The organism is Helicobacter sp. 23-1048, assembly GCF_053654545.1.
Map to the genome: position 1 here is coordinate 242,406 of NZ_JBSIUT010000002.1, position 23,050 is coordinate 265,455.

Sequence of the window (23,050 nt, forward strand, 5' to 3'; positions counted from 1 at the left end):
ATCCCTCCTTATTTACCAAACTCTTTGTGGTCTAGTTCTTTGTAGTATTCTATGCCTTTGTCTTTGTCTTGCTCTAGTCCAATATTCATATATGCCACAAAGGTGCAAATACCAAGTGTCAAAAAGAATATTGTCATTGCAAGTTTGATTTTTCTTAAAGCTTGAATACCGAGATTCTCAAACCAACCCCATTTAATGCAAAGTCTGTATAAGCCTATCGAGCCGTGAAGCTCCACTGCAATAAGCAAGAATAAATACAAAATCCAAAAGTTTTCTTGCACGAAGCGATATGAAGAAGCATTTGGTCCAATGGTTTCTGGTTTTGTAAGCATTACGAAAAGATGCACACTTCCTAAGAAAAATAATGCAAATCCTGTCAATGCTTGAATAAACCAATATGAAGTATCTCCGTGCTTCATTAAATCCTTATGGACCTTGAGAGCAAGAAATTGTTTGTAGCTGATGGGGAACTTTCGTAATGCTAAAAATGCGTGTGTAACAAACACGATGATTACGACTGCCACAATAGCAGATACAATGAGTGGCTCGCCTTTACGAATAATGAAGCTTGCCTCAAAAAACTTTGTGATAGCATACATCACATCTTTGCCTAGCAAAATACTTGAGACAAAAAACATATGTCCTATCATAAATAAACCTAAGAACAAACCGCTAGCACTTTGCACAAAGTCAAGCCGTGCTGGCATTTTGCTCTTTTTCCTCTCTGGGGTTACACCTGTGTAACTCTCAATAACCTTTTCCTCTTGCATATTTCCTCCTGTTGTGGAATTTGTTGCCTTTTAGTGTCCCAAAGACACAGAGATTTTAAGAAAAATACCCTTAAAAACAACTTAAAATTTAATTTGGAAAATGTATTTGCCTAAAAATGATACGAAAAATACCCCTGCGATAAAACTCAAGCGTAAAATCACGCTAAATTACGCTATGATTTTAATCATAAACTTATGCAATTAAGGATTATGTAATGGAAAAGTTTTTGAGCGACATTTTGCCGAGTAATATAGAGGGAATCTTAGAAGACATCACACTCATTTCACTCAAACTCATTGCTTTAATGATACTTGGGTATTATCTCTCACGCTTTTTTGCCAAAAAGATTAAAAAAGGATTGCAAGAGCGCGACATTGTGTTGGCGAATTTTCTCTCCCAAGTGGTGTTTATTGGGATAAATATAGTAGTCATCATCGCCGCACTTGGCACGATAGGCGTGCAGATAAATTCCATAATCGCAGTGCTTGGCACAGCTGGCGTGGCTATCGCGCTTGGTTTAAAAGATTCTCTCTCATCGGTGGCGAGCGGGATTATCCTCATTATTTTGCGACCATTTAGTCCGGGAGATACCATTGAGTTAGGCTCACTCACAGGCAAAGTAGAGGCAATCAATCTCTTTAATACAACTTTGCGATTGCCCGATGGTAAGCTCGCCATTATCCCTAATAGCAATATTGCAAGCGCGAATGTTATCAACTCCACAGATATAACGCAAAGACGACTTGATATTGTCTTTGGTGTGGGATATGATAGCGATATAGAAAAGGTCAAATCAATCGCTGTAAGTGTGCTAGAATCTGTGCCCTGCGTAGATAGCAAAAAGGGTTATTTTGTAGGACTTAGCGATATGGCTTCTAGCTCGCTTAATTTTATTATCCGCTTTTGGATTGGCATTGAGCACGGCACGGTGCAATCAAAAGCACAAGTCCTAGAAGCCCTCAAAGAGAGCTTGGATAAAAATGGCATTGAGATTCCATTTGACAAACTTGATGTAACGCTTTATGAATCCACGCCATCTTCGCACAAAAGCACAAAGTTGCAATAATTCCACACATTAAAAGGCAAGCGATGCAAGAGCGCGTGATTGTAGGCGGGAGTTTAGTGTTTATTTGCGATACACAATGTAGTGTGCAACGCGATTATGCTGTGCTTATTGAAAATGATAGAATCTTAGAGGTTGCACCTTTTGCACAGCTTCAAAGCACATTTTCAAATGTGAGTGCGCATTTTCACAAAGATTGTGTGCTTTTGCCAGCACTGATTAACGCACACATTCATTTTGAATTTAGCAACAATGTCGCAAGTTTTGTGTATGGGGATTTTGGTCGGTGGCTAGATTCTGTGATTGCCAAGAGAGATGATGTTTTAGGCGATAGCACACAATCTATCCACCAAGCTATTACCCAACAATTAAAAAGTGGTGTGGGAAGCGTAGGCGCGATTAGTAGCTATGGATACGATTTAGAGCCATTAGCGCATTCGCCCTTGCGCGTGGTGTATTTTAACGAAGCAATGGGAAGCAATCCAAGTGCGCTAGATTCTCTTTTTGCTCATTTGAAAGCACGGGTGGAGGATTGCAAGGCGTATCAATCCCGCACCTTTACGCCAGCTATTGCCTTGCATTCGCCGTATTCACTACACAATATTTATGCCAAACACGCATTGGAACTAGCAAAGCAATTAAAAGCTCCTGTAAGCGCACATTTTTTAGAATCTCCACACGAAAGAGAATGGCTTGATTGCAAAAGTGGATATTTTTATGATTTTTTTGCTAGGACTTTTGGTGTGAGTAATCCTACCCCGTTTTTTAGCGCACAGAGCTTCTTAGCACAATTTAACGAGATAAGCGCGCTTTTTACACATTGTCTTTTTGCTTCACACGATGAACTTAGCCAAATGGCAAAAAATAAGCATAGCGTAGTCCTGTGCCCGCGCTCAAATCGTTTATTGTGTAATACATATTTTGCGTTACACAATGCTCCAAAGTCCCTTAATATCGCCATTGGGACTGATGGCAAAAGCTCAAATAATAGCGTTGATATGCTTGAGGAGTTAAAAAGCGCGCTCTTTGGCTATGAGGGTGCGGATATACAATGGCTCGCACAAAAATTGCTCCTTAGCGCGACTATTGGCGGAGGCAAGGCATTAGGCATAGAATCTGGAGAGTTAAAAAAAGGCAAAAATGCAGATATTGCTATTTTTGCAATGCCACAAGTAGCACAGATTGATGATGTGTCTCAAGCTGTCTTGCATTTTATCCTCCAAGCAAGAGAGGCAAAAAGTTTATATATCGCTGGGCGTGAAGTCTTGCACGATATGCAACCAAAATAAATGTTAGATAAAGTATATATTGAGTTAAGCGATATTTGTGGGCTTAAATGTAGTTTTTGTCCGCAAAGTCAAAGGGCAGATTCTCGTGGAGTAATGAGTGTGGCGGATTTTAAGCGCATTTGTGAATCTTTAAGCACGCCGAAGCGACTTACAAAACTCGTATGTTTGCATATTTTAGGCGACCCGCTGGCTGTGAAAAATTTAGATGAATATCTTAAAATTTTGGATAAGTTTGATTTGCGCGTGGATTTAGTGAGCAATGCGAAATTTTTAAACACAAAACATTTCGCGCTTCTTTCGCAAAAGCCCATTCATCAAGTTGCCTTTTCGCTCAGTGCATTTGTGGATTCTAAAACAAGTTTTCACAAAAATTATTTCGCGTGCATTTTGGCATTTTGTGAATTTTGCAGGGAGCACAAAAGCGAGATTTTTATCCAACTGCGTTTGCACCAAAAGCATTTGCAAGGACATCTGCTACAATCAAAGGAGAAAAATCCCACTACACAAGAGATTTTAGAGCAACTTTCAATTACTTTTAACAAAGATATAAACAATATATTACATTTGGTGGAATCTAAAGAGAGTAGGGCAAGGCTTGCGTATAAAATCTTTCTTGTGAAAACGCGCGATTTTGAATGGGGTGGGCAAGATTCCCTTATTGAAAGTGCGCAAGATACAAAGACAACGAATTTGTATTGTTATGGCGTGCATAAGCAATTAGGGATTTTAAGCAATGGCGTGGTTGTGCCTTGTTGTATCGATGCTTTGGGGGAGATTGCGCTTGGTAACATCAAACAAGATGCGCTTAGTGATATTTTACAGCGTCCATTGGCAAAAGAGATTGCGCAAAATTTTAAAATTGGCAAAGCAATAATGCCAAAGTGTCAAAGTTGTGATTATGCGCGAGGATTGCAAATAAACGCATAAGGAATTACTTTTGCTTTTTGATATTAAAGTAAGCGCAATGAGCTGGTGATTCTATCATTATACAAAGGCTTATTTAAGGGCATTAAAAGGATTTAAAGGACTTATTTGAGCAAAAAAATTTTTATTATTTTCTTTTGTGTGTGCCAGATTTTACTTGCTGATGAGGTGGGTGATTTCCTCGCTAATGGCAGAATCTATGGGCATATTGGTGGATATTATCAATATATGAGTGGTGGTAGGGCGAACTTTGCCGATGTGAACACCTCAATAGGGTATCGCTCGCCTATAAGCCCTAATCGATGGAGTTTTGGTGGTTCATTTTGGTTAGCTGGACGCTTGTATGAATATACGCGAGGTGATTTTAAAACAAGCAAGCGAACGGCTATTTTAACGGAATTGTATGTGCGATATGGTAATGAAAGCACACCTGTAAGAACGGAATTTGGCAGATTCAAAATGGATGCCGAATGGATAAAGCACTATAATCAAGGCATTCACGCAGAGCTTAATGTAACTCCGTATGTAACGGCTGATATTGCGTGGGTCAATGCCAATGCGTATGTAACAAATTATCGTATGTCAGATTATCGCAATCCTTATGGTGCTACGGGTGCTTTTTATGGAGTAATGCACCTTAACCTTCCTCAATCCATTCTTAAACTTCACCCATATTTTTATTACGCACCGGGCAGGTTTGTGAGTTTTGGTGTTCAGGGGCTTATCAACAAGCCTTTGGTAGGCGAGTCATCGTTTTTTGGTAAAGTGCATTTGCTTTCATATATTGGCAATAGCAACCAAGAGGTCGAGCGTCTGCCAACTGATGGTGATAGTGCCTTTATTTGGCTTGAGGGTGGATTACAATTAGTGGGTATGAAGGCTGGTGGAGGGTTTATTAGTGTATCAAAGAGGGGCATAGCGGGGATTGATTCGTTTGGGCAGAGCACTTACTTTGAGCGTAGAGAGGGGTTATTTTATGCCAATGCACTTACTTTGTATGCCTTTGTTGAATACACTTTCCAAAATCAAATCACTTTAGAATCTGCGATACGCACGACAACGGCTAGCGGTAGGCAAGTGTTTAATTGGGAAGCAAACGCAAAATTTATGCTTGATGATAATTTGCAAGTTGGTGGTGGATTGATAGGAATGCTTAATCAAACAGGAATAACACTTGATGATAATGTTTTTGCGAGCGATGGCAAAAGCTATTTGCTTGGACGCGTTTTTATCCAATATAATTTTTAAGGTTGCGGTGTGAAGGGGATTTATTTTTTTTGGGCGGTATTTTTTTGTAGTTTGTATTTGATTTATTGTTTATATCAGTCTTTTTTGATGAATTTATTGGTCGCTCTTTTGCTTTGTGTAGCGACATTTGAATTGATGAATTTTCTCCTTAAGGTGGTAAAGTTTAGAATCTTAGCCTGTCTTTTGAGTGTGTTTGTATTGGTGTTATTGCTTATTGTGCCCGTGGTGTTTGTTATAGATTCTCTTATTGATTTTATTAAAAGCGCAAATTTAGAAGAGTTTAATAATATTTTAAACACGCTCAAAAATCATATTTTAGAGTGGCTAAGCGTTATCCCAGAGGCAGAATCTCGAGCTAAAGTGTTGCTTGATAAGATTTCTGGAGCCGAGATTTTTTCATATATTTTTAACGCCGCTTCTAGTGCTGGGAAGCGCAGTTTAGAATTTATCATTGATACGGGCTTTATCGTGGTATTTTTATTTTTCTTTTATTATTATGGTTCGCGTTTGTATGAGTATATTGTAAGTCTTATACCATTTGATAGGGTGCAAGTTCAGGCAGTTTTTGATGAAGTTATAAGCGTGTTAAAGGTTGTTTCTTATACTTCAGTGATTAACATTGTCTTACAAGGTCTTAGCTTTGGTGTGGCGATTGCATTTTTGGGTTATGATGGGATATTTTTTGGAATCTTGTATGGATTTTGCTCGCTTATTCCAGCTATTGGTGGGTTGCTTGTGTGGGTCCCACTTAGTGCGTATGAAATCTATCTTGGCAATTATTCTACCGCACTTTTTATTGCATTGTATAGTTTGATTTTTATCGCAGTGGTTATTGATAGTGTGATTAAGCCAATTCTCATTGGAATAATGAGTAAGAGGATTTTGAAGACTTCTGTGCAAATAAATGAGCTGCTTATTTTCTTTGCGATTTTGGCAGGATTGAGTGCATTTGGATTTTGGGGCATTATACTTGGTCCTATCATTACTGCACTTTTTATCGCACTTTTGCGTGTGTATCAAAAGATTGTATTATCCAAACCGCCAAAACCATTAGTTAAAAAACCATTAGCAAAGAAAAAGTGAAGCAATATGAAACTTTGCATTGCCCTTGATTTACCAAGCAAGCAAGAGAATCTTGCGCTTATAAAGTCTTTAGCTCATTTAGATTCTACGCTATGGCTTAAAGTTGGCTTGCGAAGTTTTTTGCGTGATGGCAGGGAGTTTCTTTTAGATATTAAGGAAATTGGGGATTTTAAGCTTTTTTTAGACTTAAAACTCTATGATATTCCAAACACGATGTGTGATGCCTTTAGTGAAATCGCCTCTCTTGGGGTAAATATGCTGACAATCCACGCTAGTAGCGGACTTGAGGCAATGCAAGCACTTGCCAAACAAAAAAGCAAGGATAAAAATTCCCCGCTTATCCTTGCTGTTAGCGCACTTACAAGTTTTGATGATAAGGGATTTATGAGTGTGTATAATGCAAAGGTAGATTCTCACGCACTTCACCTTGCTAGACTTGCTTATAAGGGGGGAGTTGATGGCGTGGTGTGTTCGTGCTTTGAAGTGGAAAATATCAAAGCACATACGCATAAAAACTTCATCACTCTCACGCCCGCAATCCGACCATTTGGCGAGAGTAGTGGCGACCAAAAGCGCGTAGCAGACATCGCAATGGCAAAGAGGGTGGGGAGTGATTTTATCGTTATAGGTCGCCCAATCTATCAATCAAGCGACCCAAAAGCTGTGGTGGAGCGTATTTTAGAATCGATGAATTAGAGTTTTTTCTCCAATGCACCATTTCTTGTAGCAAGAAATATAAGGGCAAGAATCACCCCTATCATTATGTAAATGTAATATGGGATTCCCTCTGCTTCGCCTTGTGCGTAGCTGTGCATTCCTGTGAGGAAGTAATTCACCCCAAAATAAGTCATAAGCAAACTAAAAAACCCAAGCACAGAAGCACTTGCAAAAATAATAGGCATATTTTTAAAGCCTAAAAATCGTATATGTAAAATGATGGCATACACGCCAATGCTAATAAGAGACCAAGTCTCTTTAGAATCCCAGCCCCAATATCGCCCCCAACTTTCATTTGCCCAAATACCGCCAAGAAAATTCCCAATAGTAAGCAAGAAAAGCCCTAAAATCATACTCATTTCATTGATTGCGCCAAGCGAGAGGATTGAGCTATCGATGTGGGCGCGTTTGCTTGAGCGCATAATAAACAATACAAGCGTAATAATGCCTAAAATAAAGCACAATCCAAAGAATCCATAGCTTGCCGTAATCACGCTTACGTGGATATTAAGCCAATAGGATTTGAGCACGGGCACAAGATTACCAATTTGTGGATTCATATCGCCCATAAATGCGACTAAAAGCGTAATGCCAGACATAAAACTTGCCGCTGATAGTGCGAGTGGCATTCTTGCAAAGATTGCTACTCCAGAGAGAGCGCAAGCCCAAGCAATATAAAGCATTGATTCATAAGCATTACTCCACGGAGCGTGTCCGCTGACATACCAACGCAACGCTAAACCCGCACTATGACATAAAAATGCACCAGCGATGAGAATCCAAGCGACCATATACACTTTGGGATTTAGAGACTTAGCACGCAAAATGCTTGCTATCACAAAGCCAAAAAACACAAGCCCCAGTGTAATATATACAAATGTAAGGTAGTAAAATACTTTAGAGTGGTTTAAAAACACTTCAGCAGCGATTTTAGAATCACTTAATATAAGCTCGCTACCGTGTTGTTTTTGATAGGCTTTTAGCATTTGTAATCCATTAAAGGCAAGATTCCAATCATTTTCCTCCACGCCTTTTACAAAACCTTGAAAAATACTTGCGACAATACCAAAAATAATTTGCCTACTTGATTCATCTTGGAGAGATTCTAAGGCGTCTTCAAAATCATACCATTCATTTGATTGCGCTCTATCATCAGGGACAACGCGCAAGATTTTTGCCGAATACATCAACCCAAACATATAGAGTTTTTCATTAAAATCAATAACATCTTTATCAAAAGTGTCTTGGTCTTTTAGTGGCTTAATGTTGGCGATATTTACATAATTGTGCAAAATATAAGTGCCATCTTTTGCGTAAGCATCAATGGCTGCCACTCGGTTTTGTTTAGGGTCATTGCCTAGTAATGTTCTTAGTTTTGGGCTTTTGGTTTGAAACATTTTGATTTGTCTAAAGTATTGTGGATATACCATCGCACCTAAAAAAATCTGCACATTATTTAGTCCTAAAAACCCATCTTTGTTTGTAACTTTATGCACATATTCTCCAGCAATGGTATCAAGTGGCTTAATACGCCCGCCGAAGTCTTGCAGGAGCACCTTGCCAAATTCATTGCTAAATTCAAGTGAATTGTCTTTGATTTTTTTTAGGAGTTCTTCGGTTTGTTTTTGTGTTGGCTCTTGGACAAAGGCAAGGGAATTTTGCATATTGATAGGCACTTCTTGTGTTTGTGGGATTTGTGGTGATTCATTAGATTCTTGCGTTTGTTCTACTTTTTGTGTATTTTGGATTTCTTGGAGTTGATTAGATTTTGCGCCATCTTCGTGAAGTTCATCAACAAAAGGCATACTATACGCGGTTTGTGGCAAAGAAATAAGTGTAGCTACGCCCACAATAAGCGCGAGTGATTGAGATTTGACAAATCGCGCCAAAGTGCGGAATCGAGAGTTTTTATCCACGAGCAACCAAATCATAGAAATGATTAAAAGCGTGTATCCAATGTATGTCGGCACTTTGCCGGGGTCATTATTCACAGAAAGGATTGTCCCGCTCTCATCGGGGAAATATGAACTTTGAAAGAAGCGATACCCTCCATAATCCAGCACATTATTCATAAAAATCCGCTCTTTTTTAAAGTAGTTGTTTTGCTCATCTTGCACTTCGACAAAGGATTCATACGAGCTTGGCATATTTGAGCCAGCATATCGCTCCAACACAAAAGAATCTAAGTGAATGTAAAATGGCAAAGCAATACTTTTGCTTCCCCAAGAGACAAAAAACACATAATCTTGCATATCAATGCGCGTATTTTGCGCGACACTTCCTAATGGGGATTGCATAATTTCAGCCGTGATTACACTTTCTTTAAGGTTTTCCCAATCAATGTCTCCAAATAGAGTGCTTTTTTGTGTCAAATCAGTGTCAAAGAATAATGCCAAATCAAGGCTTGTATAAGAGTTTTTAAATTCATCGACCTTTGCTCCCACATTTGAGACATTCACATAGAGTTTTTTATCAAAAAAATCAACCTCATATTGCTTGCGCGCATTGATATTAAAGGGAATCTCCACGCCCTCAATCTTTCGCGTAGCTTTATTAAATCCTTGAATGACAAGGTAGGGCTCAGCAGAATAGATAATGTTTGCGCTTGTGTTTTGCTCTATTGGCATTTGTCCCTCGAAGCCAAAAAAGCGTGTGATTCCAGCACCAAAGATAATCACAACAAATGAAAAGTGCAATAAAAGCGAGGCGTATTTTTTGCGTTGCCACGCTTTGGCAGTGATAAAAGAGCCAAGTAAAGACAGAGCAAGCCACAAATGCAAGACATCAAACCACCACGCATCATAGACAATGGCTCTAGCGGTAAGTGTGCCTAAATCACGCTCGATAAAAGTCGCTATCCCGCACGCAATGGCGTATATTGCCATTAGCGCGATAGTAATTTTCATATTAGCAAACAAGAGTTTGAGGCTTGCGTTTGGGTTGTTCAATATTTGCATTGTTGCTCCTTATTGTGCTACGCTAGATTCTAGGGATTGCATTATTTGCTTTGATAGCACATTGGTGGAATCTGCTTGCACGATTATATGTTCTTTAGCGAGTTCAAGGAGCAGGCTAAATTGCTTTGGTTGTAAATATCCCGGATAGGTAAAAAATGGTATCCCTTGAGAATCCAAAAATATAAGTGTAGGTGTTGGGCGGATTTGATACGCTTGGGCGAGTTCTAAAGTCGTCATTTCATAGGACGCAATCTTGCCAAAAAATTGCGCCAAATGGTGAAGTTTGGAGTAATCGATGTTAATATAATACGCGCTAAAGTTTTTAGCAAGAATCTCTTGCATAGAAGCATTTGCCTTAATATCATCTTTAAGTTTGTCGCAATATGGGCAGTTATTTTTGCCAAAGATTAAAAGTGTTGGCTTGCCATTGGAATCGATAGTTTTAGAATCTAAAAAGACATTTTCTAATCCAGCATAGCTTGCTTTATCCATTGATTCTATATCGCGCAAAGTTTTTTCATCAATGTCATTCCCACTAGAAAGCACAAGTGAATCTTCGCACGCATTAAACAACACCCCCACACCAAAAACCAAAACAAATACCACATATTTTTTCATCTCTTTCCTTTGTATGTATTAAGATTGCACCATTTCGATGATAAACCTTGCGAAGTCTAACTCTGCATTAAAGCATTTTGCCACAATATAATCACTAAGCCCGCTTTGCTTGGCGAGATTTGCGTAATCAATGCTAAGCTCATAATCCGTTTCAGAATTATCAATCGTAAATGAAAGGGGAAACACCACTACATTGCGTCCCTTCAGTGTCTTTATCGTGTCTTTTGTCGTGGGGGTAGTCCATTTCACAGGACCAAGTTTTGATTGGAATCCAAGCAAAATCTCATCAAACTCCACCCCTTTTTGTTTGGCGACTTGCGTGAAAGTATCGACATTTTGCGTGCATTCACAAGGATAATTATCGCCTTTTTTCACGGTGGCTTGAGGGATAGCGTGTGTAGAAAAAAGCAATGTATAATCGCGTGGATTTTTCTCCCCGAGTGCTTGTAAAATGCGCTTGAGAATGAGCTCGTTATATCCTAAGTGTGAAAAATACCGCTCAACTACACGGATTTTGGGCGCGAATTTTAGCTCCTTTAATGCAGCGTGAATGTCGAGTAAAGAAGACTTTGTCGTGGTAAAAGAGTATTGCGGATACATTGAAAAGAGGACAATAGAATCTACACCTTTTTGTTGCAAATCTGCAAAGACATCTTTAGCAAATGGCGGACTATAACGCATACAATAAGTGTAAAAATGTTCATTGTCTAAGGAGTTTAAACGCTCTGTGAGCGCAAAAGTATGCGAGATGATAGGCGAAGCACCACCGATTGTTTGATACATTTTTTTTGATTCTTCAAGGCGTTTGTTAGTGATGAAGCTCGCCAAAGTGGAGCGCAAAAAAGAACTTTTAATATCAAGGATATTGGGGTCATTAAAGAGATTTTTTAAAAATCCCTCGACTTCAAAGAGTGAGGTCGGTCCTCCCATATTAAATAGCACGACAGCGGGCTTTGACATTTTTGTTCCTTAATTTGTTAAAAAAGTTTCGTAATAATAAAATTTTAAAGTTAATCTTTGGTTGTTGGATTTTTAAGAATTCTTAGAATTTCGATAAAAATAGCAAAGAGTTTAGGGGGAAACAATGATTGAAAATGTGTCAGATTCTGCGATGATTTTAGAATCTTTAAACCAACTGAGGTTTTATCACGCAGTTTTTTCGCTTTGTCTTGTAATGCCAATTTTACTCAATCTTTGGACTTTGTTTTTTTATAAGAATCTCGTGGCAATGAATAAAAAGATATGGTTTGTAATGCCACTTGTGTTTTTTCTTTTGAGTGTGGCATTTTTAAGCGGGCTTAATTTGGTGTTTTTTAACTTTAGTGGCGTGAGTTTTAGCTTTGTGCTAATGTGTGTGTTTTGGTTGCTTATGCTTATTGGCGAGATTAAGCGCATTAAGATTCTTAAAGTCGCTAAGCGCACGAGCCTAGAGGCAATGCAAGATTACATTAAGTTTGCGAAATATTTGTATGGTGCTGAACTTGGACTTTTTATCATAGTCGCTTGTGCGTGTTATTTGTAGGGTTATGCGTTTTTTATATCATTCTAACGCAGGGCATAAACAGCTCATCATAGACGGAGAGCAATACGCACATATTTATAAATCACGCCGTGCAGGCAAAAATGCAATTCTTAATCTTTGTAATTTGCGAGATAGGCGCATTTATGCGTATAGAAATATCCACATTGATAGGCATAAAGCCACTTTAGAACTTGTAGATTCTAAAGATTACGCCTGCATAGCGCGCAAACCAGCTCATATCATTTGGGCGATAATTGAGCCCAAAATCATCGAAAAAACCCTGCCTACGCTTAATGAACTCGGCATAAGTAAGATAAGCTTTTTTTACGCAGATTTTAGTCAAAAAAACTTTACGCTTAATATGGAGCGAATGCAAAAAATCCTTATCCAATCTTGCGAGCAGTGCGGGAGAAACGAGCTTGTAGAAATGGAAATTTTGAGGGATTTAAATGACGCGCTTATGCGCTATCCAAATGCGCTCGCCTTTGATGTGGCTGGCGATGAGGTGAGTGAAGGCGTGATGGCAGAGAAACTAAGGGAGGTTAGAAGTGTGATTATCGGCGCGGAGGGAGGATTTAGCCCAAGTGAGCGAGCGATGCTAAAAACTTCTATAAGATTACAATCAGATATTATTTTACGCTCACAGAGTGCCACGCTCTTTGCCGCTAGCGTGCTTAATCTACTTTAAGGCAAAATATAATTATTAAGATTCTATGATTTCAATTTCTTGCGAATCTAAATCGTAGAGTTTATAAACCAAATCATCGATTTGGGATTTTAGCGTGGCTATTTCTTTGTCATATTGAGCGTTTAGCGAAATATCTCGTTTGGGCTTAGTTTGCGATTGAAATACTTCGCTTGCACAATGTCATTGTTTCAAACGCTACAAATTGAGAAATCAAAAAATCATTCTTGTCAAAATAACGCCTATTTTTCTTAAAATCTTTTAAGCAGTATGACAAAATCATTGTTTCGAGCCTTTTTTATTTTGGGCGATACACAAAGTTTATCAAACTGCACCATTAAAGCGACAAAATGGAAGTGTTTTTAGATGATATGATAAATGCTTTTGATAGCGAGTTAAAGGGATATTTTGGCTGAAGTTTGCGTGATTTGTAGCGTAAAATAAGGTGGAGGTAAAGCCCCACCTTTAATGTGTTTAATGCGCGGGAATTATAGCAATTTTTGGGAATGGACTCAAGGGTGGCTTTTGGGGTTTAAATTTTAAAATGCAGTTAGTTTATTTATACACCTTATCTCTTTTATCGATTTTGAGGCATAAAATCAGCATTGTATCATCAAAAATCTCGCATACAAGGCGATAATCCCCCACACGATACCGCCAATACTCGCTTAGCTCGCCTTTTAATGCCTTACCTTTAATGCGCGGATTTTCTAAAGATTCTAACTCTTGGGTAAAATCCATAATGCGCTTTTGTGTGATTTTGTCAAGTTTGGAGAGGGACTTTAGGGACTGCTTGGTGTAGGCAAATTTCATTTTAAGCCTAGCTCTTTGTAGGCTTCATCTGCCAAAATCACTTCGGGGCTTTGCATAAATTCCTTGCGTGCGTTATCTGCCTCTCTTGCGTCCTCAAAGTCTTGTATCCACTCCATAATGGCTTCTTTTGCTAGCAACTCTTGCGTGATGTTTTTTTGCTCTGCTATGGCGGCAAATGTGTTTTGCACCTCTTTTGGCAAATCTATTATCATTTGATTTCCTTTTGTGTTTGGTTTGCTATAAGTTTTTGCATTGTAGCATAATTATTAAGATTCTATGATTTCAATCTCTTGGGAATCTAAATCGTAGAGTTGATAAACTAGCGAATCGATTTTGGATTCTAAATCTTTGATTTTCTTGTCATATTGAGGCTTTGAAAAAGCCGAAATATCTCTATTGTCAATTTTTTGAGATACTTCGCTACGCTCAGTATGACAAGGATTTTTAATCGTCAAAATCGTATCCACACAAGCGATTATTTTATCCGCCAAAGGTTTGTTTTTCGCCGTTATTTTTGGGATTGGCAACTGCTTCAAATATGGAATATCATATCGTATATATCCACTACCCAAATGTGTCGCACCAAAATAATATTTATACCAAAAATCTGCAAGTTTTGAATTTAAGATTCCTAAAATGTAATATGGATTTTCTTTGCAATCCACAATTAAGGTCGCCTTACCCATATAAAATCCGCTATCATCAAAACTCGCTTGAATATGTTTCGTCATTCTTGCAATAACGATTTTAGGTTTTTTAAAATCCTCTTGTATGCTTTGCGAATAAATTTCGCTTGGGATATATTCCTCTTACCAAAGAATCGCATATCTTTTTATATCTGCCGTTTGTATGATTGGCTTATATTTGTCTTGGTTTGATTGTTTTAATCTTTTGAAGTTTTTTAAGTGGATTTTCTTTTTTCCATATCCACTTTGCGAAGTCCCCCATTTTAGAGTGCTTAATTCACCTAACGAATTACAATTAACCCTTTGAAAATTGATATTATATTGCGATAAATTTATTGAAAATCGCTTATTATTTGCATAGGATTGTATATTGTGGCTATATTTAAAGCTATCATCTTGCCACAAAATTACTCTTATTGAATCTTGTTTTTTATTTTTTGAAAATAACCATAATGACGCATAAGTAGAAGCACTATCAAATGCTTTGATATAAGAACAATCAGCAATATAATCAATGCAACCTTTTTCTAATAACAACTTTCTTGTCCCATAAGCAAAATCAGCTTGCAACATTGCGATGGGATTTACAAAACTTAAAAAGCCGTTGTTAGTTATTATATCAATGCCCCTTTCTGCAAAATAACAATACATATTTGGGCGATTAGAATCTTGATTTATGGCATAATGCTTCGTTTTTTCAATGGTTTGAGCATTTATCTCTCTATAATCAATATACGGCGGATTGCCGATAATCAAATCAAAGCCCATAAAATCCCCGTTACTATCCAAAACTTCGGGGAACTCAAATCGCCATTCAAATGCGTGTTTATACTCCGCGCCACTTAGCACAGAATCTAGCCTATGACGCAATAGCTTGATATTTGCATAGCTTTGTGCGGCTTTTGCCTGCTCCTCTTCGCTTAGGCTTGTCTCTGCAAAGAGATTGCCCATTCTGCCATTTAGCCCATCTAGCAAACTCTCATCATCAAGCAAAAAATTCCCAAAATCACGGATATGATTTTGTATCGCTTTTTCTAGCTCTTTTTTGGTTTTGGGGTCTTTTAGCGTGAGGCGAAATGTCGCTTTTAGATTTTGGATTTTAGATTCTATGTCTTTTTTCTGTGGCTTTAGCTCGCTTTTATCGGAGTTTTTATACTCAAAGACGAGATTTTGATATTCGCATATTTTTTGGGCGATATTTGGGATATGTCGTAGGCTATCTTGCAGAGCGAAGCGACTTATGAGTGAGTTGCCACATTTGATATTTATATCGATATTTGGGAGGGTTTGGAGTTCGCGCGTGGCGAGATTTTCATAGTAGCTGTATTTTAGTAATTCTATCCATAATCGCAGTTTGCAGATTTCCACAGAGCTAGGATTTATATCCACGCCAAAGAGACAATTTTCGATTAGCTCTTTTTTGGTGTGAAATAGGGCTTTTTGGATTATGTGGGATTCGATATGTTCGTGGGCGGGAATCGTGTAGTCGATGATTTTGCCATCAAAATCTTTGATGATGAGTTCGTCATTTTCTAAGCTCAAATCAATATCGCGCAATCGCTTGCCCTGCGTGTCTAGCAACAATCCTAACTCGTGCTTTATAGCGATAAGCTCATTTAGCGCGGAGACGAGGAAGTGTCCGCTCCCCACCGCAGGGTCGCAAATGTGAATGTTAAGAAAAGTGCGGTTATGCTTGGCTAGGATTGCGCTTGTGGTGTTTTTGTCATTTTGAGCGGAGCGAAAAATCTCTTTATTATCCTTTGAGATACTTCGGGCTTCACCCTCAGTATGACAATTTGTGGCATCATTGTGAGAATCTCCCCACGCCAAAGCCCCCTCCGCCACAATTTCATTTGGTGAGGGGGAATCTATATCTTTGTCATATTGAGGTTTCGCAGAAACCGAAATATCTCTATTTTGTGCTTTTGATTGAGATACTTCGCTATGCTCAGTATGACAAAGAGTGGTATTTCTAGCAGTGCGGATTTCGCGGTGGATTTCGTATTCTATGTCGGCTATGGTTTCGCATTGCCATTTTGGATTTGCCTCGTTAAATTTTTGCACCACGATTTTACGGATACTTTGCGCGCACATATAGCTTGTGATAAAGCTAGGCGTGAAAAAGCTCCCCTCTTTGTAGCCGTTGAGTTTTTCAAAGACTAATCCCAAAACGGCGGAGTTTATCAGCTTATCGTGGTTAGTTTTAGTAAAATCTACAATGTCTTTTGGCGTGGTGGTGAAATTATACGCGTGAAGAAATGCAAAGAGATATTCTAAAAATGGCAGTGAATCGTGGGTTTTGTAAATCGCATTTTGCGCGCTATCACGGCGCAGGATTGAATCAGGCGCGATTTTTAGGGGCTTTGATTCTAGCAGTGCGATTTCAAAGCCTTGCGATTCTAACGCGCTCTTTTCAAACAGGCTAGAATTGAGATAGGGGATATTTGAGAGATTTTGCGGGATAGATTCACGCTCGCGCACGGCTAGGACTTTGAAAAATAGCGTGGATAGCGCGCTAAAATCGCTCAAAACTTCAATGTGTAAAAAGGGCTTTTCGATATGCTTGAAATTTAATAGCATTGATTCTAGCAGTCGCAAAAATAAAATGCGGTTATTCCACAGCATTAGCAGCGGGAAAATGTGGGAGTCAAAGGCTTCATCTAAGTCGCTTGGGAGCTTGTCTGCAAATGTGGTTTTGACTAAATCTAATAGCGCGTTTGGCGTAGAATCGGGTTTGATTAGCACCTTGTTATTTGTCTCAATTTGCTGTAAGCCCAAAATGTAAAGCAACTCTTTGTAAAACTTCTCATTTAGCGTGTTTGCGTCAATGTAGCGGGGGATTGCTAAAAGTGAGTTTGGCGATAAAAGCGCGTAAAATAGGGCTAGATTTTGTTTGGATTTGTGAGAATCTTGCTTGGATTTGGGATTAGAGTTGTGAGAATCTGCTGAATTTGTTTTGGATTTGTGCGAGTGTGCTAAATCTAGGCTAGATTGGTGGCTAGATTTGCTTTTAGATTCGCGCAAATCTAGTGAATCTAAAAGCGATTTTATATTTATGTAGGTAAATTCTAGCGTGTCGCTCATATCACGCACGATAGATTCAATCTCGGTGTAAAATTTGCGCGTGCTTGTGTCATTGCCTTGCTTAAAATCGCAGTTGTTATACGCGGTGTCTATGCGCTTTTGGATTGCTTTGTTAGGATTTGTGATAAAAAGCGCGTGATAATCCTTTGCTTTTATCACATAAAATTCGTGTGCCGTGCATAAAATAATGTGCTTTATGTTGTTGTTTTTCTTTTGGTGAAATTCGCGCAAGTAGTATAAAATAGATTCGTAGAATGCTTTAGATTCAAGACTCCACGCGTCATTACTAGATTTAACCCACCCCCTAGCCCCCTCCGCAAGGGAGGGGGAATTTTGGGAATCGCCACGCACAAATGAGGGGAAAGATTCGGCGTTTTTAAATCCCTCCCCTTGCGGGAGGGATTTAGGGTGGGGTATTTGTAGCGTTTTCACAAATTCAGCTTTATTTTGGGTAGATTTTACCTCAAAGAGCACCTTTGCAATGCCCTCATCATAAATGGCTAAATCCGCCTTGCCAAGTGTATTGCATTCATAGTCAAAATGTTTATGCAAAAAATTAGCGATTAAGTTTTTTTGAAACTCCTCACTAGAATCGCTTTGCACACTTGCTTTTGTGGCAGATTCTATCATAGAGCGCAAAGAATCCTCAAACCCCTCCAAACTCATCTCACTGCTTACATCAACCCCCACAAACTCACTTACACTTTTATACACAAAATCCATATTTTTCCTTTGTTACAAATCTTTCGTAACGATTTTTGCAAAGCTCTCAAAATAGAGTTTTTTGGCGTGGTTAGATTCTATATTGATAGAATCTATTTGGATTTTTTCGCCCTGTGGAGTGATAATGCCAATATCACACGCACTTAATCCAAGTTTTTGTGCGCTTTGTGCGAGTGTGGCAAATTCATCTTCTTGGATTTGGTTTTTGAAATAAAGTGGGTTGAAAAATTCTTTTGGTGTAAGTATTTGGAGTGTGAGCATTTGGATTCCTTGATGTCATAGATTCTTAAAAAATTACTTAAGGTTGCATTATAGCGCAACTTTGTTTCTATGTTTTTAATGATTCTAATTTTTAGACAATGTCGTGTGGCAATTTTGTGTTATAATCTACATTATGAGTAAAAAAGACAAGATAAAAGAAAAGATTGTATCTTTGAGGTTTTGGCTTGGAATCGTGGTAGCCACATTTTTAGCTATCATTGGTTGGTGTATCACAAACTATACAACAATCGAATTTTGGCTACTATCCTTGGGGTTTATGGCGGTTATCTTTTTAGGAATCTTAGCATTACTACTCTCTAAAAAAATAGAAAGCAAAATCGAGGAATTGGAGGATTTATAATGCTTACAAATGTTATGGTAATATGTATGGCTTTAGCTGTGTTTCTTATCCCTGCGATGGCGTTAAAGGCTCTCTTGGATAGCGATAAAGATTAGAGTGTGCCCCTACTTTACAAATCTTTCGTAACGATTTTTGCAAAGCTCTCAAAATAGAGTTTTTTGGCGTGGTTAGATTCTATATTGATAGAATCTATTTGGATTTTTTCGCCCTGTGGAGCGATAATGCCAATATCACACGCACTTAATCCAAGTTTTTGTGCGCTTTGTGCGAATGTGGCTATGTCATTTGGAGCTACCTCTGCAAGCACACAGCTCGGCGACTGCGCGAAAAGGTGTAGTGGATTATCAAAGCCACTTTGCACACATACTCCTTTATCGCCTAATAGTGCCATTTTTGCCAACGCGATTGCTAATCCTCCCTCGCCCACACTTTTAGCACTCTTAATGATTCTGTGCGAAATGCCAATGTGTAAAAGCTCCCAAAGCGCAAGTTCTTTTTGCAAGTCGATGCGTGGAATCTCCCCATAAATTTTCCCCTCAATGAGCTTTTGCGCGAGCGAGCCTGCGAAGTTTGGCGTAAGCTCGCCAAGTAGTATAATGTGATTTCCACTTGTTTGCAATGCGCTTGCAATCGTGTTGTTGCAATCGCTAATCACGCCCACGCTCACAATGCTAGGCGTGGGATAAATATCCACGCCATCGCTTTGGTTATGCAAGCTCACATTACCACTTACCACAGGTGTGTTAAGTGCTTCACAAGCAGATTTTATCCCCTCGCAAACTTGCGCGAACTCCCACATTACTTGAGGATTATTGGGCGAACCAAAGTTTAGGCAATCACTAATCGCCTTTGGCACTGCTCCGCGTGTGGCGCATTTACGCCCAGCACTTGCTACGCTTAGTCGTGCTCCCTCGTATGGATTAAGGTAGCAGTAGCGCATATTGCATTGCACGCTCATTGCAAGCGCGAGATTTGTCCCTTTAATGCGTATCACACTTCCATCGCCTTGCCCACAAGAGACTATGGTATTTGTCTGCACGGTGCTGTCGTATTGACTATATACCCATTTTTTATCACTCACTTCCACGCTACTTAAGAGGAGTTCAAAGATTTTTTGCGCTCTTAGTGAGGTTTGCAAGTCTTTTGCTTTGCCATTTTCGCGGGTTGTAGCTTGCAGTGGTCTATCAAGCATTGGTGCATTTTCACTTAGCGGTGTGATAGGGATTTGCGCACATTGCTCGCCAAACCAATAGAGTTCCATCTGCCCGCTATTAGTTACTTCGCCGATGATTGCCACATCGACTTCCCACTTTTGAAAAATCTCTAACACTTTGTCCTCGCAACCCTTTTTAGCGCATATTAGCATTCGCTCTTGGCTTTCGCTAAGCATTAGCTCGTAGGGATTCATTTGTGATTCTCGCATTGGGACTTTATCAAGCTCTAATCGCATACCAGAGCCACTTTTACCTGCCATTTCAAAGCTAGAGCTCGTAAGCCCAGCCGCACCCATATCCTGAATCCCCACAATATAGTCGTGTTTAAAAAGCTCCAAGCACGCTTCTAGTAAGTTTTTCTCGGCAAATGGGTCGCCCACTTGCACGGTGGGACGCAAATGTTTAGAATCTTCGCTAAAGCTATCAGAGCTCATCACCGCTCCACCCAAGCCATCACGCCCCGTTTTTGAGCCTACATAAATCACAGGATTCCCAACGCCCTCCGCTTTGGCATAAAAGATTTCCTCTTTTTTTGCCAATCCTAAACAAAAGGCATTGACTAAAATGTTGCCATTATAGCAGGGCTCAAAGCTCATCTCTCCGCCAATGGTAGGCACTCCCATACAATTCCCATAGCCACCGATTCCCTCGACTACACCGCGCAATAAATAACGATGCTTTTTACCAAGTGAATCTAACGCATTAATATCTCCAAATCGTATGGAATCTAGGCTTGCCACAGGGCGTGCGCCCATTGTAAAAATATCGCGCATAATGCCCCCCACTCCCGTAGCCGCACCAGCATTTGGCTCTATGAAGCTCGGGTGGTTGTGTGATTCTATTTTAAACACGGCGGCATAGCCCTCGCCAATGTCAATCACGCCAGCATTCTCGCCCGGACCTTGAATCACCCAATCCGCACTTGTAGGGAATCCACGCAAATATTTTTTACTTGATTTATAACTGCAATGTTCGCTCCACATCGCGCTAAAAATGCCTAATTCAATGGCATTTGGCGTGCGTCCTAAAATTTTTAGAATCTGCTCGTATTCATATTCGCTTAGTTTCGCTTGAGTAAGTGCGTTTTTAATGTCATTTATCGGGGCTGTGAGATGAGAAATGTCGTGCATAAAATTCCTTAGAGCTAAATTACGCCAAAATTGTAACACAACTTATGCTACAATCACGCCAAAATTTACGGGCTTTGTAAGAGAAAAATTTGAGAAAAGATTTTGCATAAAATCAGGCAAAATCTTAATAAAATCCATAAAAATCTACAAATAAAAGGAGGGCAAATGCAAATCCCAATGAGTGATATAGCCCAAGTGGCGGAGTTTTTTAGCATTATTCATCATATCCCCGGGCGCATTCGTATCCGTGTGAATGTAACCAAAATCCCAGCGATACAAAAATGGGCGAGCGAGACAAGTTTGCGTGAGATTTTACCTCAAAGCAGCGCGGGGGAGGGGAGTGAGAGCTTTATCATCACACTTTTGCAAAGTCTGCCTGCTGTGAAAAATATCAAAGTCAATGCCATTGTGGGAAGTGCGACAATCGAGTATGATAAAGCCATTTTTGAGCCTAGCTTGTGGGAAGATTGGGTAAAAAAGGAGAATCTAGAGGCAATTTGTGCGAAGCTAAATGAAATGGCAAAAAGTTTAGATTCATAAGTGAGCGTGGCAAATGAGCGAGATTTTAGCGACACAACAAAGCAAAAAGAGAATCTTATTTTTAGCAATAAATGAGAGAGAGAAATCGCTCAAATTTTATGAAAAAGCGTTAGATTCAAATGATATGTTAGATGAGAATTTGCGTGAGATATTTCGCCAAATCGCACAAAAAGAGCGCGAGATTTTAGCAAATGCAAAAGTGATTTTAGACGCGCTAGATTTGGGGGAATCTAGCGATTGTAATGCGAGTGATTTGACGGATAAAAAAGATGAGATTTTACTGCCAAGCGCGTTGCCAGATGATATTTTGGGCGAGTTGCAAAGCGAAATGGGCGTGGTGGATGCTAAATCGCTCAATATTTTAGCAATGGGCGTTGAATCCCACCATTTACAAACTTGCGATTTTTTAATCAAGCAGGCGCAAAATTTATGCCAAAATCCCAAAGTGCTAGACACACTCTACCAGCTCCAAGCATTAAGCTACAATCATCACATTGCGCTACTGCAAGGCGAGTCGCCCAAAGAAAATGTAAATCCACATCTTACAAATCCAAGTCTTGCAGATTCTGCAAAATCTGCAAATCCCGCGCTCCCAAATGACACAAATCTCCCTCAAATGGCGTTGCAAGATTTGCTACGCCAAAATCCGCTATTTAGCCAAATACAAACTTCTATCAACCAAATTCAGCATTTTTATGCCGAGACAAAGGGCATTGTTACGAAGCTAGAAAAAGGAGAATTGCAAAAAGACGAGCTGGTGGCGTTTTTACAACGATTGCCTTTTTGATATGAAAAAATTTTCCTAAAAAGACTTGCATTTTGAGAAAATTATATTATAATACGCACGAAATTTATCAAAAAGGAGTCAAAAATGGCACTACCATTTATAGCAGGACTAATCATCGGCGGCGGCGCAGTATATGCGTATAATAATAGAGATGAGCTAAAAAAGCAAGTCAAAGCAAAAAGCAAAGACTTAAAAGCAGGGCTTAAAAAAGGCGAGGAGGCATTTGGCAAGGTTTCTACTTCTATCAAAACAGGGGCAAAAAACCTCACTAATAGCTTAAAAAGCGCGGTCTCTACCACGCAAAGCACCAAAAGTGCAAAGCAAAAAGCATCAAGCAATGCAAAAGCCCAAAAAAGCACAGAATCAAAAACAGCGACTTTATCGTTAGATTCTAAATAAGGATTTTGCACGCAAAGTGATACAAACTACAATCTATGGCGCAAAATTGTAGATTTTAGTTGTAAATCTTACTTTATAAAAGTAGAATTGCAAACTAGACATTGCAAAGAGTTTTTTTTGGCAAAGAGATTTTTTTGGCAAAGCAAAATTTCGCAAAGTTTTAGAGTTGGCAAAA

At 39.2% G+C, this 23,050-nt stretch carries 21 protein-coding genes and 1 pseudogene; 12 read left to right on the top strand and 10 right to left on the bottom strand.

Features of this window, described 5'->3' with window-relative positions; genetic code table 11:
* Positions 1-8: 8 nt before the first annotated feature.
* Complete coding sequence (locus ACWIWK_RS07895; RefSeq protein WP_454152253.1) at positions 9-770, bottom strand: fumarate reductase cytochrome b subunit; 762 nt, start codon at positions 768-770, stop codon at positions 9-11.
* Positions 771-985: 215 nt separating this feature from the next.
* Between ACWIWK_RS07895 and ACWIWK_RS07900 the strand changes: the two genes are divergently transcribed.
* From ACWIWK_RS07900 to pyrF, 6 genes are all read left to right on the top strand, one after another.
* The gene (locus tag ACWIWK_RS07900) at positions 986-1,837 is read left to right on the top strand and encodes a mechanosensitive ion channel family protein (protein ID WP_454152254.1); all 852 of its coding nucleotides are present in this window, start codon (positions 986-988) and stop codon (positions 1,835-1,837) included.
* Positions 1,838-1,860: 23 nt separating this feature from the next.
* The gene (gene mqnF / locus ACWIWK_RS07905; RefSeq protein WP_454152255.1) at positions 1,861-3,123 is read left to right on the top strand and encodes an aminofutalosine deaminase family hydrolase; all 1,263 of its coding nucleotides are present in this window, start codon (positions 1,861-1,863) and stop codon (positions 3,121-3,123) included.
* Complete coding sequence (locus ACWIWK_RS07910; protein WP_454152256.1) at positions 3,124-4,050, top strand: radical SAM/SPASM domain-containing protein; 927 nt, start codon at positions 3,124-3,126, stop codon at positions 4,048-4,050.
* Positions 4,051-4,155: 105 nt separating this feature from the next.
* A complete protein-coding gene (locus ACWIWK_RS07915; protein ID WP_454152257.1) occupies positions 4,156-5,295 on the top strand; it encodes an outer membrane family protein in 1,140 nt (379 codons plus the stop codon).
* A gap of 9 nt (positions 5,296-5,304) precedes the next feature.
* Positions 5,305-6,378, top strand: coding sequence for an AI-2E family transporter (locus tag ACWIWK_RS07920; protein WP_454152258.1), 1,074 nt, complete (start codon positions 5,305-5,307; stop codon positions 6,376-6,378).
* A gap of 6 nt (positions 6,379-6,384) precedes the next feature.
* Positions 6,385-7,074: an orotidine-5'-phosphate decarboxylase gene (gene pyrF / locus ACWIWK_RS07925; protein WP_454152259.1), complete on the top strand. Its 690-nt coding sequence runs from the start codon at positions 6,385-6,387 to the stop codon at positions 7,072-7,074.
* Here pyrF and ccsA read toward each other — a convergent pair.
* From ccsA to hemH, 3 genes are read right to left on the bottom strand one after another with little or no spacing between them, the layout of a single operon-like run.
* On the bottom strand, positions 7,071-10,052 hold the full coding sequence (gene ccsA / locus ACWIWK_RS07930; protein ID WP_454152260.1) for a cytochrome c biogenesis protein CcsA: 2,982 nt from the start codon (positions 10,050-10,052) through the stop codon (positions 7,071-7,073). The two genes, pyrF and ccsA, sit on opposite strands and share 4 nt — an antisense overlap.
* A 9-nt stretch (positions 10,053-10,061) precedes the next feature.
* Positions 10,062-10,670 carry a SoxW family protein gene (locus ACWIWK_RS07935; RefSeq protein ID WP_454152261.1) on the bottom strand — a complete coding sequence of 203 codons (609 nt, stop codon included), beginning with the start codon at positions 10,668-10,670 and terminating at the stop codon, positions 10,062-10,064.
* An 18-nt stretch (positions 10,671-10,688) separates the two neighbouring features.
* Positions 10,689-11,630 (bottom strand): ferrochelatase, encoded by a 942-nt coding sequence (gene hemH / locus ACWIWK_RS07940; protein ID WP_454152262.1) that lies wholly within the window; start codon positions 11,628-11,630, stop codon positions 10,689-10,691.
* Positions 11,631-11,754: 124 nt separating this feature from the next.
* Between hemH and ACWIWK_RS07945 the strand changes: the two genes are divergently transcribed.
* Positions 11,755-12,192, top strand: coding sequence for a hypothetical protein (locus ACWIWK_RS07945; protein WP_454152263.1), 438 nt, complete (start codon positions 11,755-11,757; stop codon positions 12,190-12,192).
* Positions 12,193-12,196: 4 nt separating this feature from the next.
* The gene (locus tag ACWIWK_RS07950) at positions 12,197-12,880 is read left to right on the top strand and encodes a 16S rRNA (uracil(1498)-N(3))-methyltransferase (protein ID WP_454152264.1); all 684 of its coding nucleotides are present in this window, start codon (positions 12,197-12,199) and stop codon (positions 12,878-12,880) included.
* Between the two features lie 552 nt (positions 12,881-13,432).
* Here ACWIWK_RS07950 and ACWIWK_RS07955 read toward each other — a convergent pair.
* The 5 genes and pseudogenes from ACWIWK_RS07955 to ACWIWK_RS07975 all read right to left on the bottom strand — a co-directional run bounded on the left by ACWIWK_RS07955 (position 13,433) and on the right by ACWIWK_RS07975 (position 18,444).
* Positions 13,433-13,690, bottom strand: a complete 258-nt coding sequence (locus tag ACWIWK_RS07955; RefSeq protein WP_454152265.1) for a type II toxin-antitoxin system RelE family toxin — start codon at positions 13,688-13,690, stop codon at positions 13,433-13,435.
* Positions 13,687-13,902 (bottom strand): DUF6290 family protein, encoded by a 216-nt coding sequence (locus ACWIWK_RS07960; protein ID WP_454152266.1) that lies wholly within the window; start codon positions 13,900-13,902, stop codon positions 13,687-13,689. Before ACWIWK_RS07960 ends, ACWIWK_RS07955 begins: the two co-directional genes overlap by 4 nt.
* 54 nt (positions 13,903-13,956) lie before the next feature.
* Positions 13,957-14,490, bottom strand: coding sequence for a TaqI-like C-terminal specificity domain-containing protein (locus ACWIWK_RS07965; RefSeq protein ID WP_454152306.1), 534 nt, complete (start codon positions 14,488-14,490; stop codon positions 13,957-13,959).
* Positions 14,491-14,841: 351 nt separating this feature from the next.
* Positions 14,842-18,183 (bottom strand): annotated as a pseudogene (locus ACWIWK_RS07970) (type IIG restriction enzyme/methyltransferase); the annotation flags it as partial.
* Positions 18,184-18,195: 12 nt separating this feature from the next.
* Complete coding sequence (locus tag ACWIWK_RS07975; protein ID WP_454152267.1) at positions 18,196-18,444, bottom strand: hypothetical protein; 249 nt, start codon at positions 18,442-18,444, stop codon at positions 18,196-18,198.
* A 172-nt stretch (positions 18,445-18,616) separates the two neighbouring features.
* Here ACWIWK_RS07975 and ACWIWK_RS07980 point away from each other — a divergent pair, with 172 nt between their 5' ends.
* Positions 18,617-18,805, top strand: coding sequence for a hypothetical protein (locus ACWIWK_RS07980; RefSeq protein ID WP_454152268.1), 189 nt, complete (start codon positions 18,617-18,619; stop codon positions 18,803-18,805).
* A gap of 109 nt (positions 18,806-18,914) precedes the next feature.
* On the opposite strand, the gene purL is transcribed toward ACWIWK_RS07980, so the two are convergent.
* On the bottom strand, positions 18,915-21,149 hold the full coding sequence (gene purL, locus ACWIWK_RS07985; RefSeq protein ID WP_454152269.1) for a phosphoribosylformylglycinamidine synthase subunit PurL: 2,235 nt from the start codon (positions 21,147-21,149) through the stop codon (positions 18,915-18,917).
* A 165-nt stretch (positions 21,150-21,314) separates the two neighbouring features.
* Between purL and ACWIWK_RS07990 the strand changes: the two genes are divergently transcribed.
* The 3 genes from ACWIWK_RS07990 to ACWIWK_RS08000 all read left to right on the top strand — a co-directional run bounded on the left by ACWIWK_RS07990 (position 21,315) and on the right by ACWIWK_RS08000 (position 22,875).
* Positions 21,315-21,689: a hypothetical protein gene (locus ACWIWK_RS07990; RefSeq protein ID WP_454152270.1), complete on the top strand. Its 375-nt coding sequence runs from the start codon at positions 21,315-21,317 to the stop codon at positions 21,687-21,689.
* Between the two features lie 13 nt (positions 21,690-21,702).
* Positions 21,703-22,476, top strand: a complete 774-nt coding sequence (locus ACWIWK_RS07995) for a hypothetical protein (protein WP_454152271.1) — start codon at positions 21,703-21,705, stop codon at positions 22,474-22,476.
* An 84-nt stretch (positions 22,477-22,560) separates the two neighbouring features.
* Positions 22,561-22,875 carry a hypothetical protein gene (locus tag ACWIWK_RS08000; RefSeq protein WP_454152272.1) on the top strand — a complete coding sequence of 105 codons (315 nt, stop codon included), beginning with the start codon at positions 22,561-22,563 and terminating at the stop codon, positions 22,873-22,875.
* Positions 22,876-23,050 lie beyond the last annotated feature (175 nt).